Raw genomic sequence first — 15838 nt, 5'->3', positions numbered from 1 at the left:
TACTTTTTTATTGGTACTGTAAAACAAAACAATTGCTTGAATGGACGTATACCAATACGCGTTCATTCGTTGAAAAGGGTAGGGGGTTCCCTACCAAAAACCTTGCTAACTTATTTTATTCCAGACAGTTAATCACTCAATGAAGTCACTTTCAAATCGAAGAAAAGCACTGAAAAACATGGCTGCGGCGGCGGGGCTGGGTACATTTTCAAGTTCCCTCGCCCATGCATTTGCTGCGTCGGAAAAAGCGCTTGGCCCTCAGTTGAACGGCAAAATCAATCACTCCGTATGCAAATGGTGTTATAGTAAAATTCCGTTGGAGACCTTTGCGCAAGAATGCAAGAAGATCGGTTTGACATCCATAGAACTGCTTGGTCCCGAGGAATGGCCGGTGATCAAAAAGTATGGACTTACCTGTGCATTGCCCTGGGGCGAAGGACTTACCCGCAGCATCGATAAGGGGTTCAATGACCCTAAAAATCATGAGGAACTGATCAAAGGATTTGAAGATGTGATCCCGAAAGTACGTGCAGCGGGTTATGACAAGATCATTTGTTTTTCGGGTAACCGCCGCGGAATGTCGGATTACGACGGCATCAGGAACTGCGCCGAAGGTATCCGTAAGCTGATCCCAACTTGTGAAAAACATAACGTGACGTTGGTCATGGAGCTGCTGAACAGCAAGGTCAACCACAAAGATTACATGTGCGATCGGACGGAGTGGGGTGCGGCCCTTTGCGAAGCGGTTGGTTCTGAGAAGTTTAAGCTACTCTATGACATTTACCACATGCAGATCCAGGAGGGTGACGTAATCGCGACGATCAAAAAGTACCACAAATACATCGCCCATTATCATACGGGCGGCGTACCGGGGCGTCATGAGATCGACGAGACCCAGGAGCTCTATTACCCATCGATCATGAAAGCGATTGTAGAAACCGGTTACAAAGGGTTCGTAGGGCAGGAGTTCGTCCCTAGCCGTGGCGACGATCTGGCTTCATTGAAGCAGGGAGTCACCATTTGCGATATCGCTTAATATTGATATTCAAGACCTTAGATTATGTCAACAAGAAGAAACGCATTAAAAAATATTGCTGCGGGAACAGCAGCCGGGGCCGCAGCCGGCATGATGTCCATTTCAGAAGTTTTTGCAAAAACCGAATCTGTACTGGGTACTAAACTGAATGGGAAGATCAACCACTCGGTTTGCAAATGGTGCTACGGTAAGATCCCGCTAGATACGTTCGCCCAGGAATGCAAGAAGCTCGGAATTACTTCCGTTGAACTCCTCGGGCCGGAGGATTGGCCAACACTGAAAAAGTACGGACTCACGTGCGCGCTGCCAAATGGCGCGGGCATGGGAATCGAAAAAGGCTTTAACGATCCGGCCTTGCATGATGAACTTGTCAAAAGTTACGAGGACATTTTTCCAAAACTGAAAGAAGCCGGTTATAAGACCGTCATCTGCTTTTCGGGTAACCGTCGCGGGATGTCCGACTATGATGGTATGCGGAACTGTGCCATCGGTCTGCGCCGCCTGATGCCGTCTGCCGAAAAGTACGGTATTACCATGATCATGGAATTGCTCAACAGCAAGGTCAACCACAGGGATTACATGTGCGACCACACCGCCTGGGGTGCTGGACTGTGCGAGATGGTCGGCTCGGAAAATTTCAAGTTGCTTTACGACATTTACCACATGTCGATCATGGAAGGCGACGTGATCGCGACGATCAAACAATATCATCAATACATCGGCCATTACCATACCGGTGGTGTTCCGGGCCGCAACGAAATCGACGAAGGTCAGGAATTATACTACCCGGCGATCATGAAAGCGATTGTCGAGACCGGCTACAAAGGATTCGTCGCGCAAGAGTTTATTCCGAAACGCGAGCCGCTGGTTTCTCTGGCTGAATGCGTGAAGATTTGTGATATTGTCTGACAAGAATGCGCTAATAATCGCCATATTCTTTTCAGAATTGCCTGAAAAAGCTGTTTGAAACACCCAAAACGTGCTCAAAACGGTGTTTTCAGGCAATTTTACATTTCAACGAGCCACTTTTAGTCAACCCAAAAACGCTTTAAAGCCACTCAATTTCAGAATATTAAAGCGTGAAATCTAGCAAATACACCGCCTGAGATTTCGATAGAAATTTCAACCTGATATCACGGACGAGCTGTTAAAATCTCACAGCTATCAATCTCTCTAGTTAAGATTCGATTGCACAAGCGTCGGTGAAGGCGATTAGAACTGGACAGGTAGTAACAAAGCTAAAACATTAATGGCTGTTCCAGCTTATAGGTGTTTCTGACACATTTGTTGTATAATTTATATTATGTTAAATAGATATTTATAAATGAAGAGAGCATCGATAACCCGATGCTCTCTTCTCTTTGGTGTGCCGGCGCGAAGCTCTGCTTCGTGCTAACCATTTGCAGGCCTCTGGCCGGTCTTGCCTATCCGTCCAGCCAGAGGCCTTCGAATAACACCCGCAAAGCAAGAGCTTCGCGGATCAGCTCTTATTCTTCAATACAAGCAACGCCTTTCGCAGCAAATTGCTCCAACACACCGTTCAGGTTGGTCAGGTTGTCCTTAGCCTCAGCTTCGTCCTTAGCCTGGATCGCTTTTTCGAAGTATGGTTTTGCTTTTTTGAATTTACCGCAAACACGGCCTTCAACTTCTTTACCACGCTGCTGATACTCGGTCATGTTCATGTTATCCACTTCGCCTTTCAGCTGTACAGCTTCGTTGAAGTAAAAAACACCCAGGTTGTAAAGCGCGTCGTAGTTTGTTGCATCGATCTCCAAAGCTTTCTTGTAGTTAGCTACTGCTTTGTCGCTTGCTTCTTTTTGTTTTGCTTTCGCATCGGCAAGTTCTTTTTCAGCAGCAGCTACGTCTTGTCCTTTGGCAGCTTCCTGTGCAGTTTTCAAATCTGCTTCTAGTTTTGCAACTGCTTCAACGCTTTCCTTTTTCTTTGCAGTTACATCTGCGAGCTGGCGTTTCAGGTCAGCATTTTTAGGCTGCTTCTTGATCAGTGCGCCGATACGTTTTACCTCGCCGTCGTAAACTGCGATCTTATCTTTTTCAGCGGCAAGATTTTTCTCAGCAGTGCTGGCAGCATTTGCACCTGAACCTGCTTTCGCGCTCAGTTGTTTTACTTTGTCGGTAGCTGTTCTGTACATGTTATCATACAAAATAGCCAGGTTTACCACATTCTGGGTGTTTTTAGGATCAGCTGCTGCCAAAGCTTCGAGTTCTTTGATTGCCTGATCTTCCTTACCCGATGCCAGCAAAATGTTAACAACTTCGGCTTTCAAATCCTTGTTACCTGGCGATTGCTTCAAACCGTTGTTCAAAGTTTCGATCGCTTTATCGAAGTTGTTTTCTGAACGGTAAAGCTGAGCCAAACCATAGAAAACGCTGGGGTCTTTACCGCCGTTAGCAGCATATTTCTCGAAAGAAGATTTCGCAATATCCTTTTTGTCAAGCTGTTGCGCTGCGATACCACCATAAAGGGATGCCAAAGTATCCTTTTTGTTGATCTCCTGAGCAGCCTGGAACATTTCCAATGCACCGCCCAGGTTTTTAGCCTGGTATTTTTCAGCACCTTGCTTTACGAACGCATTGAAAAGCTGGGTTCCTTCGCCGCCCGCGATTACGTTAGACGCTTCTTTAGACGATTTTCCCGGCTCCCCTTTTTTCGTAACATCCAGCTCAACAACCTTTTTGTAGGCTTCCAAAGCCGTTTTTGCTGCACTAGAATCTACTTCTGAACCTTGTAGGGCTATGTTTTCATAAAGTTTAGCGCGTTCGAGCCAGAATGAAGCCTTTGCACTTGCTTTCGGATCAGTGGCATCTTTATCGCTTTTCTCTTTGTCCTTACGAAATCCATCTACCAAAGCCTTGTTCACAGCGTCCTGCGCCATCGCAGCACAGCCGAACAGGCTAAGTGCAGAAACAAAAAACAGTTTTTTCATAAATATTAACTTTGGTTGTGATTGATTGTTCGAGTTCTAAATATAAATCAATTAATATAATTTTTACAAAAATCATGCCTCTGCGTCGTCGGAAGGCTCTTCATCGTCCTCCTCCTCGTCGTCAGCAATTTCTTCATCCTCGTCCAACTCATCATCCGTAACAATTACATCTTCCGCCGAAGCACCTTCAACCTGTGCTACCGGTTTGGGAACAACGTTGCCTTCTTCATCCAGTTCTTCTTCGGCCTTTTCATCCGGATCTTTCAGAATACGGGTTACCGAAGTGATTTCATCCGTACCGCTCAGACGGATCAGTTTCACGCCCTGCGTGTTACGTCCTGCCTGACGGATATCCTGCACGCTCATACGGATAGCGATACCGTTGCGCGTGATGATCATCAAATCGTCCTCTTCCGTCACTTCGCGGATCGCCACCAGTTTACCTACCTTATCGGTTGCATTCATGGTCGAAACCCCTTTACCACCACGGTTAGTAACACGGTAACTATCTATGGCCGAGCGCTTTCCGTAACCATGTTCTGAAACCACCAGCAATTGCGCATCCTCGCGGCTGATACACACCATGCCGATTACCTTGTTCTCAGGATCGTTCAGGTTGATACCACGCACACCGGCTGCGGTACGGCCCATTGGTCGAACGCCTTTTTCATTGAAACGAACCGCACGACCGGCCGCAGACGCGATCACGATGTCGTTGTCACCGTTGGTCAATGCTACGTTCAGCAAACGGTCACCCTCGTTGATGGAAATAGCGATGATACCATTTGTACGCGGACGTGAGTATGCTTCGAGCAAAGTCTTCTTGATAGTGCCCTGCTCGGTACACATAATGAGGTAATTGTTGTTGATATAATCCTCATCCGACAGCGTCTTGACGTTGATCACCGAACGGATCGAATCGCCGGATTCGAGGCTGATCAGGTTTTGGATCGGGCGGCCTTTTGAAGTTTTGCTTCCTTCCGGCACCTCATAAACCTTCATCCAGAACAGCTTACCGTATTCGGTGAATATCAAAAGGTAATTGAGCATTGTTGCCGAGAACAAGTGCTCGGTGAAATCGGTGTCCTTGGTTTTCACACCGCGGGATCCAACCCCTCCCCTTGTTTGCGTACGGTACTCCGAAAGCGGCGTACGTTTGATATAGCCTTCTTTGGAAATGGTAATGAGCATTTCCTCGTCGGCGATCATGTCTTCGTCACTAAATTCCTCAGCCGAGAATTCGATCTGCGTTCTGCGCGCATCACCGTAGCGTTCCTTAATTTCGGTCAGCTCGGTTTTGATGATCTCATACTTGCGGTATTCGTTGGCCAGGATGTCCTTCAAGTCGGCGATCAGGAGCATGATCTCTTCATATTCCTTCACGATCTTCTCTCTTTCCAGACCGGTCAAACGCTGCAAGCGCATATCGAGGATCGCGCGCGCCTGGATTTCCGACAAGCTGAATTGCTCCATCAATCCGACTTTCGCCGTTTCCGGATCACGCGCCGCACGGATCAATGCGATCACGGCGTCGAGATTATCCAGGGCGATCAGCAAACCTTGGAGAATGTGCGCCCGCTTTTCTGCTTCGCGCAATTCAAACTCCGTCCGGCGGGTAATTACCACGATCCGGTGGTCTACATAATGTTTGATCAGATCTTTCAGGTTCAGCAACACCGGGCGGCCTTTCACAAGCGCCACGTTGTTAACCCCGAAAGAAGTTTGCAATGGCGTGTATTTGAACAGGTGGTTCAATACGATATTAGGTATAGCATCTTTTTTCAGATCGAAAACAATGCGCATACCCTCGCGATCCGACTCGTCGCGGATGTCGGAAATACCTTCGAGTTTCTTGTCGTTAATCAGCGACGCGATCCGTTCGATCATCGCCGCCTTGTTGATCATGTAAGGAATTTCGGTTACAATGATCTGCTCGCGGCCGTTCTTAGCTACTTCAAACTGAGCCTTAGAACGCATGATAATGCTTCCGCGCCCCGTTTCGAATGCCGAACGTACGCCGTTGTAACCGTAAATGATACCACCCGTCGGGAAATCAGGAGCTTTTACGTGCTCCATCAGTTCCGGGATTGTAATGTCGTTGTTGTCGATGTAAGCGAGTACGCCGTCTACCACCTCACCCAGGTTGTGCGGCGCCATGTTGGTGGCCATACCTACCGCGATACCGGAAGATCCGTTGACGAGCAGGTTCGGGAATTTGGCGGGAAGCACCGACGGCTCGCTCAGCGAGTCATCAAAGTTGGGTTGGAAATCAACCGTGTCCTTGTTCAGGTCTGCAAGCAGCTCATCGGCAATTCTTTTCAGCCTTGCCTCCGTATAACGCATCGCCGCGGGGTTGTCACCGTCGACGGACCCAAAGTTACCCTGACCATCGACAAGCGGATAGCGCAGCGACCATGGCTGGGCCATACGCACCATCGTATTATAGACCGATGAGTCGCCGTGCGGGTGGTATTTACCCAAAACCTCCCCAACAATACGAGCCGATTTTTTATGGGACCGGTTGTAACTTACGCCCAGATCGTCCATTCCATAAAGGACCCGTCTGTGAACGGGTTTCAGACCATCGCGAACGTCGGGCAAAGCGCGGGAGATGATAACGGACATCGAGTAATCGATGTAGGCTCCACGCATTTCATCCTCGATATTAATCGGGATAATGTTTTCACCAGAAGATTCTGCCATAAACGATTAGAAAAGAAACAAAATTTTAAATGGGCTAACCGATAGTTTAGATTGCCCAGCGGATTAATACAATCTTGTTGGTACTAAAAAGTCAAATTTCGCTATTTTAAAGCATTCTAACAAACTATCTTTTGTGCTATTTCGGCCCCTGGGGCGTATATGCGTGACTATCCGCGCATTACCTCCGAGAAATATCCGGGGGAAAACTAAATTGGCATCTATCATTAAAAATCCCGTTCTTCCTGCTTATTAGCATTAGCTTAATTTTCGACAATTTCACCTATGCCTTTACTATTAACCTTTATCGCGATCCTCGCCCTTATCCTACTCATTGCCTGGCTTAAAATCGACACATTCATTTCCTTTTTGCTGGTTTCTATCGCGCTCGGGCTTGCGAGCGGGCTGGAAGTGGAGACGGTCAGCAAAGCCATTCAGAAAGGTGTGGGAGGGACCCTGGGCGATCTGGTGCTCATTGTCGGGTTCGGAGCGATGCTAGGGAAGATGGTAGCGGACAGTGGAGCGGCTCAACGCATTACCGATGCTTTGATCAGCCTTTTCGGTCAGAAATACATTCAGTGGGGCATGGCGCTCGCGGGGTTCGTGATAGGTATCCCGTTGTTCTATAATGCAGGGTTCGTCATTGTGATCCCGCTGATTTTCATGATTAGTGCAACCGCACGGTTACCATTATTATATATAGGTATTCCCATGTTATCCGCATTGTCGGTCGCGCACGGGTACCTCCCACCCCACCCTTCTCCGGCGGCGATCGCGAGTCAGCTGCACGCCGACCTGGGCAAGACCCTATTCTACGGCATGATCGTTTCGCTGCCTGCTATCGCGGTGGCCGGTCCTATTTTTGGAAAAACATTAAAGCGCTTCCAACCCAAACCTGACGCAGACCTGTTCGACGTCAAACCACGGCCCGCTTCCGAGCTGCCCGGACTTGGAATTAGCGTCGTTACCGCTCTGCTACCTGTATTTCTCCTTACGACCATGTCGGGTGTCAAGCGCGTTTATCCCGACAATAAGCTGATCGCCCTGCTGGCCGAGCCTTATTTCGGCATGCTGATTTCAGTACTTTTCGCAGCGTATGCATTGGGCGTGAAAAGGGGCATGAGCATGAAAAAAGTAGGTAAATCCATGGAAGAAGCTTTCAAAGGCGTGTCCACTATTTTGCTGATCATCGCGGGTGCAGGGGTATTCAAAGAAATCATGACTGCCAGTGGCGTAAGCACCTACATTGCGGAAAGCCTCAAAGGAATGGACATCTCCCCGCTCCTGCTCAGCTGGGCCATTGCGGCGGTTATCCGCGTTTGTGTGGGCTCCGCCACCGTCGCCGGGCTTACGACCGTCGGTATTCTCGCACCCCTGCTCGCGAATGCAGGCGTACCCGCAGAGCTGCTCGTACTTGCCATTGGCTCAGGCAGTTTAATGTTCTCCCACCTCAACGATGGCGGCTTCTGGCTCTTCAAGGAATACTTCAATCTGAGCATCAAAGACACGATCCTCACCTGGTCGGTAATGGAAACAATTGTCTCAATAATGGGTTTGCTAGGCGTTTTGGCCCTAAATTTGTTCGTGTAATCGACTAGTTCCCCGTTCTCCGGCTAGCCGGCTAGCCCGCTCCGTCCGTTGAAACGGACGGTAATAGATTTTTTATACTCCGGAAGCCTCTGCCATCGGTCAAAATGGACAGAAACAGATACTTTTTCAATTAATAAAGAGTATTGCGACCAGAGTTATCAATCTTTGTACTATCGCCCTGCCGTTCGTTTTAACGAATGGTTCCAGATTAGATTTTTGATTTTAGATTAGATAAAATAGAGAAAATTCAAAAGACTAAAATTTCAGAAAACCAGCAACTCATTCAATCATTCACTGATTCAATCATTCACTCATTAAAATGAACAACACACCAGAATCAAACTTCGCAGCCCTCGGCCTCAACCTTCCTCCTGCCCCGAAACCGTTGGGCGTTTACAAACCGCTTCTGATCGTCGACAAACGCTGGGTTTATGTCTCCGGCCACGGTACCGTACAGGACGACGGCTCACTCATCAAAGGCCGCATTGGTAAGGACCTCGATGCAGAGCAAGGCAAACTCGCTGCGCGTCAGGTAGGTTTGGCTATCCTGTCCACCCTGAAAGCTAATCTCGGCAGTCTCAACCGCGTCAAAAGAGTTATCAAAGTCCTCGGGATGGTGAACTGTACCACCGATTTTGAAAAACATCCCTTCATCATCAACGGATGCAGCGAGCTGTTCGCAAAAGTATGGGGTGAGGAAAACGGTATCGGCGTAAGAAGTGCAGTAGGTATGGGCACATTGCCCGACAACATTCCGGTGGAGATTGAGGCGATGTTTGAATTGGAAGAAAAGTAATGAGTGAATGTGCGAATGAGTGAATGAATACTTAAAATATTGACTCATTCACTCATTGACTTACCACCATACGTTATTCAAAACCATCAACCAATGTCCTGGTACCAACTAACCAACCCCGGAGCTGTGATTTCCCCGTCGCTCCTGTTCTATAAAGACCGCATCGAAAGCAACATTCGGAGTATGGTGAACATTGCCGGCTCGGCTGAGCGACTGGTGCCGCATGTCAAGACACACAAATGCCCGGAGGTCGTTGAAAAGCAGCTTGCTGCGGGCATTTCCAAGTTCAAATGCGCCACGATCGCCGAAGCCGAAATGGTCGCCGGCACCGGTGCCCCGTGGGTATTGATCGCCTACCAGCTCGTCGGTCCGAATATCGACCGGCTTTTTGCATTACGCGTGAAATTCCCCAATACGGCATTTGCCTCGCTGGTGGATAATGAACAGACTGCGACGTTGCTGAACGACGCGTCCGTTTCAAAAGGGCTGCGGTCGACAGTGTTCCTGGACGTCAACAACGGCATGAACCGCACCGGCCATGCTACCGACGAAAGGCTGCTTTCCCTTTACCGCTATGTAAGCAGCCTCGAAGGTCTCTCCTTCGGCGGAGTACATATCTACGACGGCCACATCCGCAATCCCGAGTTTTCGGAACGCAAAGCCGCAGCCGATGGAGATTACGAAAAGGTACTTCCCCTGCTCGACCGTATTGAAACCGAATGCGGCTATGAACCAATGATTATTGTCGGCGGCTCGCCATCCTTTACCGTTCATACGTTCAGGCCCGATGTATACCTGAGCCCGGGCACGAATGTACTTTGGGACTGGGGTTACGGCGACCGGTTCGACGGCCAGCCGTTCGAGCACGCCGCATTGATACTGACCCGTGTTATTTCCAAACCAACGCCCGGGATTGTGACAATAGATCTCGGTCACAAGGCCATTGCCGCTGAAAATCCAATCGAAAATCGCTTGCGTCTGCTCAATCTGCCCGATTACACGCTAATGGGCCAAAGCGAAGAGCACGGCGTGCTGCAAGTAGGCGCCGATGCCTGGGAAGCGATTCAGATCGGCGATGTATTCTACGCACTCCCCTACCACATTTGCCCGACCGTAGCGCTGCACGACTTCGCAACCGTTATTGAAGACGGCAACGTAGTCGCGGAATGGAAGATTACGGCGCGTAGCAGGCGTATTAGCATTTAAATAATTTTGAATGAGCGAATGAGTGAATGAGAGAATAGTATTCGCATTCACTCATTCACTCATTCGCTCATTCACTCATTCGAAATTCATTATGTTCCTCTTCGACGCACACCTCGACCTTTCCATGAATGCCGTGGAATGGAACCGGGACCTTACACAAGATCTGTATTCGATCCGCAACCGGGAAAAGAACCTCACCGACAAGCCCGACCGTGGTAAAGGGGTAGTGAGTTTCCCGGAAATGCGTAAAGGCAATATCGGGCTCTGTGTGGCCACGCAAATAGGCCGCTACATTAAGCCGGACAGCAAAATACCCGGCTGGCATTCTCAGGCCCAGGCGTGGGCCATTACACAGGCGCAGGTTGCCTGGTACAAGGCCATGGAAGAAGCCGGTGAGATGGTACAGATCACCGGACTGGCCGGTCTCCGCAGCCACCTGGAACTATGGCAGAATGCCGAATCGACCGAGGGCTTACCTATCGGCTACATTCTGAGCCTGGAAGGTGCCGATTCATTTGTAAGTCTCAAAAACCTCGAAACCGCTTATGGCTATGGCCTGCGGGCGATCGGGCCTGCGCATTATGGTCCGGGCGTGTACGCGTACGGGACGGATTCCGACGCGCCGCTGAGCGAGAAGGGAAAAGACTTGCTCCGCGAAATGGACCTGCTCGATATGATCCTCGATGCGACCCACCTGTGCGATACGGCATTCTGGGAGGCAATGGATTTATACAAAGGCCCTGTTTGGGCGAGCCATAACCTTGTTCGCGCCATTACGCCGCACAACCGTCAGTTTTCCGATGAAATGATCAAGGTTTTGCTGGAACGCGAAGCTGTGATCGGTATGGCGTTCGATGCCTGGATGATGATCCCGGGCTGGATACGCGGCAAATCGACACCTGAAAGCACCGGCCTGAAAATTGAGCACGTCGTGCAGCACATCGACCATATTTGCCAGATTGCAGGTAATGCATTGCATGTCGGCATCGGCTCCGATCTGGATGGCGCCTATGGGAAAGAACAGTCACCGGGCGACCTCGATTCCATCGCAGATCTTCAAACGATCCCCGGCCTACTGGCTGCACGAGGCTATTCTGCAAACGATATCGAACGCATTATGTGGCGCAACTGGGTCGATTTTCTGGAAAGGAACTGGGCCTGACGGCATTAGCCTACTATTTTGCAAGAATTTATAAAATCTAATAAATTCTTAATATAGCACTAAAAGGAGTTCTCAAAAAAGCTTCGCAACTTGGTACCATGGTTGCGGAGCTTTTTTTGTTTTTACACCAAATAAAGGCCCGAATTTATTTGGAATCATTTTAAATAAGACCTAGCTTTGAATTATTAAATCAACGATCTAAATCAGGTCGGTAACATCCGACCCCTAAATTTCACGTAACGACCAATGGCCAATACATATAAAATTTTCTTCCGCACGCATATCCAGGCGAGCAAATCGCTGCAAAAGCTGCACGATTGCCTGAAACAGTTGAATGTCAAACACTGGGCCTACGATTTTCAGGACTTCCTTTTGACCCTTACCTCCGAACTACCGGATTTTACGCGCATCCAGCTTGCCCTGCGGTCGGCCGGTTATGTTTGCCACTTTATCAAGCTCGAAAACATGAATGAGGCCCGGTTGGATACCAACGGCCTTGCAATCGCATAACATACTGACGTTTAACGGCTATCCATCTCCCTTTTCCAGGCAGTCATCTTTAAGGTGACTGCTTTTTTTATGCAAAAAAGCCGGCCTGAGCGAGCCGGCGTCAAACGTGTATATTGGCTAATAAATGCTTTCAGGTACCAGGTTCCGTTTTGCCTGCTGCATATGGCGTTCGTTGTGCGCTATAAGGAACTGGAAAACATCCCCGACTTTCATTCGGATAAATGGCAGGATCGATACAGGAATCCGAATGGCGTCGAGGTCCTTGTGCAGGCCGTCGCGCAAGAGATACAGCAACTCTTCCTGCTGCCGGATAAACTCGCTTACCACACTGGCCGAATCCAGTTGTGAAGGTGGAATATGTCCCTTAAAAGCTTTGTACTTGCGTTTTCCGGTTTCCGGGTCCATCATTTTCGTAAAGTAGGCTCCCATCCAGGTGCTGGTAAAACCTTCCGTCTCCGCCGGTGGCGCAGACCGGAGTTTGTCGCGCATGCGGGGCAGATAGTAATGCCCGTAGCTGTTCAAATGGTCCAGGCACTGCACAATGCTCCAACCACCGATAGCCGACGGCCGATTCAGAAATTCGCTGTCCCTGTTCTGAAACAGAGCGACAGCGTCCGCAATATGTTGCTCGACCACGTCATCGAGTTTTTCCAGTAATTCCTTCTTGCTAATGGTTTTCATGGGCGTTCTATACTTTGATATTGCAAAGTTGCGCATCCGGCTGTTTGAAATATTTGGTAAAAACCAACATTTTCAAATGCGTACCTTATTCACAAGCTTGCTGAAATTGGTCGGATCGATACCCAGGTAATTGGCCAGGTATTTATGAGGCACCAGTTGCAGGATGTGCGGGCTGCGTTTCAGCAGATTACGGAATTTATCCTCCGAAGAAAAGCATTGCACTTCTACCAGGCGTTCCAGAATGCCGGAAAGTGTCTGCGTCATGCCTGCGCGCAACATCCGCTCAATGCCCGGTCGTTCGTAAGCGACCTCCTTAAACTCACTGCAAGATGCCCGGATGAAGGCCGAAGGCGTAAGCGTTTCGTAATAATACCGCGACGGACCTTCCATAAATGCCGAATCGATAATGCCGCCGAACGAAGGTCTGTATGTAAACGCGATAGTCGCCTCACGGCTCTGGTCGTCCAGATAATAAATACGCTGGACGCCGTCCGTAACGAAATAGACGTACCGCTCGGTTTCACCCGCGGAGGTAATGATCTCTTTTCGCCGCGCATGGAACGGTTTCCAAATTTGCGAGAGCGCTTCCCAATCGGACTGATCGAGTGGATGAATGGCCTGAACGACCGAATGAAGTAATTTTAGCGGTTCCTCCATAGAACCGCTAAAATACGAAAGCGCTTCCTACTCGCCTACGGGCGAGACCATAAAATGCAGGAAGTGGAAAACTTCGTCCTGGCTGCGAATGTGGTTTCGCGCAGCAGAAAGATCATCCCCGATTTTAATGGTAAAAGACGTTTCAGGCAATGCCTCGAACATGTCTTCGTCGGTCGTATCGTCGCCGATAGCCAGGATGAAATCGAAATCTCCCCCCTCCGCAAATGTGCGCGTGGCAGTCCCTTTGTTGAAAGCGGTTTTCTTGACTTCCACTACCTTATTGCCGTCGATCACCTGCAAATTCAATTCGGGCTGGATATAGTTTTTGAGTTGCCAGAGCAGCTCCTGCGCACGACGGCTCGCGTATTCTTTGTCGTCGGCAGTCCGGTAATGCCAGGCCAATGCGGTTTCTTTTTCCTCTACGAATGCGCCGGGACAACGTTTGGCATAGATCTGCATCATCGGGCGGATACCGTCCTTCCAGTTTTCCTCATAATTTTCATTCAACTGCCATTCACCGGACTCTTTGGCTTTGATCAGCGCGCCATGCTCGGCGATCATATGAACCGGCAGGTCACTGAAAAGCTTGTCGAGAAAATAGCGGTCGCGGCCGCTGACGATCACCACGGTGTCGCGTTTGGCTATTTCATTCAGTAATTTCTTCACATCCTCGCTCATGATCGCTTTGGCCGGATCGGGGACGATCGGCGCGAGCGTACCATCGTAATCGAAAAAGAGAATCCTGTTGTTGGATAACTGATAAGCGTGCCGGATTGCGTCGATGCCCTTGTTATTCAGGAAAACCTGGCGCAAACGGTCGTGTTCTAATTCTAGCATTGTCATTTGGGTAAAAAAGTCACTCGTCCATGCAAACACATCATAATCCCGGATCCTTTCGCGCATGGCCTCCATTCGTTTGTTTTGCTCGTCTTCGGGCATTTCAAAACCGGTTTTGATCGCATCCGCAATGTCCTGGCGATCGAGGGGATTAATGATCAGGGCCTCCCCCAACTCGGCTGCAGCACCTGCCATTTCGCTCAATATCAACACGCCCAGGCCATCCTTCCGGCTGGCTACGTACTCTTTGCAAACGAGGTTCATCCCGTCGCGTACGGGCGTGATGAGCGCGACGTCGCTGGCTGTGTACATACCTACCATTTCATGATAGGGCATCGAACGGTACTGATATATGATGGGTTGCCAGGATATCGTGCCAAAATCGGCATTGATTTTCCCAACGGTCTGATCAATATCCGACTTCATTTGCTGGTACTGTTCAATGGTATCCCTCGACGGAACGACCACCATCACAAACGATACCTTTTCGTGCCAATCCGGGTTTTGTTCGAGAAAGCGCTGATAACCGTGCAAGCGGTGGATAATGCCTTTGGAATAATCGAGACGATCGACGGAGAATATGATTTTTTCTTTCAGCGATTGGCGGGCGTCGGAACGGGCGGCTGTCACATCCGGATCGTCGTAGGCATCGTTGAATTTATCGAAATCGATGCTGATCGGAAATGAATCGACCTTTACAATGCGGTTGCCCAGGTTAATGTAATGCAATTTATTCCCCAATTCGGAGACAAGTCTCGCCGCTTTTAAAAAATATTCCACATAATCATTGGTATGGAACCCTACTACATCTGCCCCCAGGATACCATCCACAATTGCCTTTCTCCACTTCACCGGCAGCATCCTGAATAGCTCGAAAGAGGGAAAAGGAATATGAAAAAAGAAGCCGATTTTGTTCTCGGGAAATGCATTCCGGATCATTTGCGGAAGCAGCATCAACTGATAGTCCTGTACCCACACCACATCGCCCGGACGGATCACTTCCTTCACTTTTTCGAAGAACAACTCATGCGCCTCGCGGTAGGCATCGAAATAGACATCATGAAACCGCGCCAGCGAAGGGAAGTAATGGCAAAGCGGCCATATCAGGTTGTTACAGAAGCCTTCATAATAATTTTCGTTGAGTTCGTCGGGGATAAAAACCGGGTGCGCCCGGAAGTTTTCATTCTCCATCGACTGCCCTTCCAGCTCTTCCGGGGTATTCTCGGAAAAACCAATCCACTGGATCTTCTGATGGGCATCAAAGGCCTCGTTCTGCTGATCTTTTACCAGCGAAAGGACCGCTGAAACCAACCCGCCTGAATTTTGAAATAGTCGGGAAACGTCACCATCACGGACCACCTTGAACGGCAACCGGTATGCGACAATAATGAGCCTTCCCGCATTAACTGACTGAGATAAACTTTCCATAATATGCCCAAACGCTCTCAAAAGCCATGCCAAAAGGCGCTTTTAAGCCCCAATTCCACCTATGGATACAACAAATGCGGCGTATATTGCCATTTGACAGATCTGGCCGACTCTATCAGAAAGTGAGTGGGCCTATCAATCCGATAAGGTTTTGCGGGAAGAAATGAATGTGTTAATTTTGCTGTCGCAACCTCTTTTATCACATTACAGGAACCGGATTTCTGGGCGACCTCATTTCCGGCGCCGGTCGGACCAACGAACGAACGGCAAGCAACTCAGTTGCTGTTTTC

Annotated in this window: 12 protein-coding genes; 7 read left to right on the top strand and 5 right to left on the bottom strand. The window is 49.1% G+C overall.

What is annotated here, in order from left to right:
• Positions 1-139: 139 nt before the first annotated feature.
• Together J7619_RS08180 and J7619_RS08175 are read left to right on the top strand one after the other, a co-directional pair.
• Positions 140-1036: a hydroxypyruvate isomerase family protein gene (locus tag J7619_RS08180; RefSeq protein WP_291196803.1), complete on the top strand. Its 897-nt coding sequence runs from the start codon at positions 140-142 to the stop codon at positions 1034-1036.
• A gap of 24 nt (positions 1037-1060) precedes the next feature.
• Positions 1061-1945: a hydroxypyruvate isomerase family protein gene (locus J7619_RS08175; RefSeq protein ID WP_291196800.1), complete on the top strand. Its 885-nt coding sequence runs from the start codon at positions 1061-1063 to the stop codon at positions 1943-1945.
• Between the two features lie 578 nt (positions 1946-2523).
• On the opposite strand, the gene J7619_RS08170 is transcribed toward J7619_RS08175, so the two are convergent.
• Entirely contained in the window at positions 2524-3981 is a 1458-nt protein-coding gene (locus J7619_RS08170) for a tetratricopeptide repeat protein (RefSeq protein WP_291196797.1), read from the bottom strand.
• 72 nt (positions 3982-4053) lie between these two features.
• A complete protein-coding gene (gyrA, locus tag J7619_RS08165; RefSeq protein WP_291196794.1) occupies positions 4054-6684 on the bottom strand; it encodes a DNA gyrase subunit A in 2631 nt (876 codons plus the stop codon).
• A gap of 282 nt (positions 6685-6966) precedes the next feature.
• On the opposite strand from gyrA, the gene J7619_RS08160 reads away from it, so the two are divergent.
• The 5 genes from J7619_RS08160 to J7619_RS08140 all read left to right on the top strand — a co-directional run bounded on the left by J7619_RS08160 (position 6967) and on the right by J7619_RS08140 (position 11945).
• The gene (locus tag J7619_RS08160) at positions 6967-8271 is read left to right on the top strand and encodes a gluconate:H+ symporter (protein WP_291196791.1); all 1305 of its coding nucleotides are present in this window, start codon (positions 6967-6969) and stop codon (positions 8269-8271) included.
• A gap of 319 nt (positions 8272-8590) precedes the next feature.
• A complete protein-coding gene (locus J7619_RS08155; RefSeq protein ID WP_291196788.1) occupies positions 8591-9067 on the top strand; it encodes a RidA family protein in 477 nt (158 codons plus the stop codon).
• Positions 9068-9160: 93 nt separating this feature from the next.
• A complete protein-coding gene (locus J7619_RS08150) occupies positions 9161-10273 on the top strand; it encodes a D-TA family PLP-dependent enzyme (protein ID WP_291196785.1) in 1113 nt (370 codons plus the stop codon).
• A 91-nt stretch (positions 10274-10364) separates the two neighbouring features.
• Complete coding sequence (locus tag J7619_RS08145) at positions 10365-11435, top strand: dipeptidase (protein WP_291196782.1); 1071 nt, start codon at positions 10365-10367, stop codon at positions 11433-11435.
• Between the two features lie 246 nt (positions 11436-11681).
• The gene (locus tag J7619_RS08140; protein ID WP_291196779.1) at positions 11682-11945 is read left to right on the top strand and encodes a hypothetical protein; all 264 of its coding nucleotides are present in this window, start codon (positions 11682-11684) and stop codon (positions 11943-11945) included.
• A 117-nt stretch (positions 11946-12062) separates the two neighbouring features.
• Here J7619_RS08140 and J7619_RS08135 read toward each other — a convergent pair whose 3' ends face one another.
• From J7619_RS08135 to J7619_RS08125, 3 genes are all read right to left on the bottom strand, one after another.
• A complete protein-coding gene (locus J7619_RS08135; protein ID WP_291196777.1) occupies positions 12063-12626 on the bottom strand; it encodes a DinB family protein in 564 nt (187 codons plus the stop codon).
• 72 nt (positions 12627-12698) lie between these two features.
• A complete protein-coding gene (locus tag J7619_RS08130; RefSeq protein WP_291196775.1) occupies positions 12699-13283 on the bottom strand; it encodes a Crp/Fnr family transcriptional regulator in 585 nt (194 codons plus the stop codon).
• 27 nt (positions 13284-13310) lie between these two features.
• Positions 13311-15548 carry a bifunctional alpha,alpha-trehalose-phosphate synthase (UDP-forming)/trehalose-phosphatase gene (locus J7619_RS08125; RefSeq protein WP_291196773.1) on the bottom strand — a complete coding sequence of 746 codons (2238 nt, stop codon included), beginning with the start codon at positions 15546-15548 and terminating at the stop codon, positions 13311-13313.
• Positions 15549-15838: the final 290 nt, after the last annotated feature.

Source organism: Dyadobacter sp., from assembly GCF_017744695.1.
Classification (GTDB): Bacteria; Bacteroidota; Bacteroidia; order Cytophagales; family Spirosomataceae; genus Dyadobacter.
This window is presented reverse-complemented; position numbering and strand designations above follow the sequence as displayed.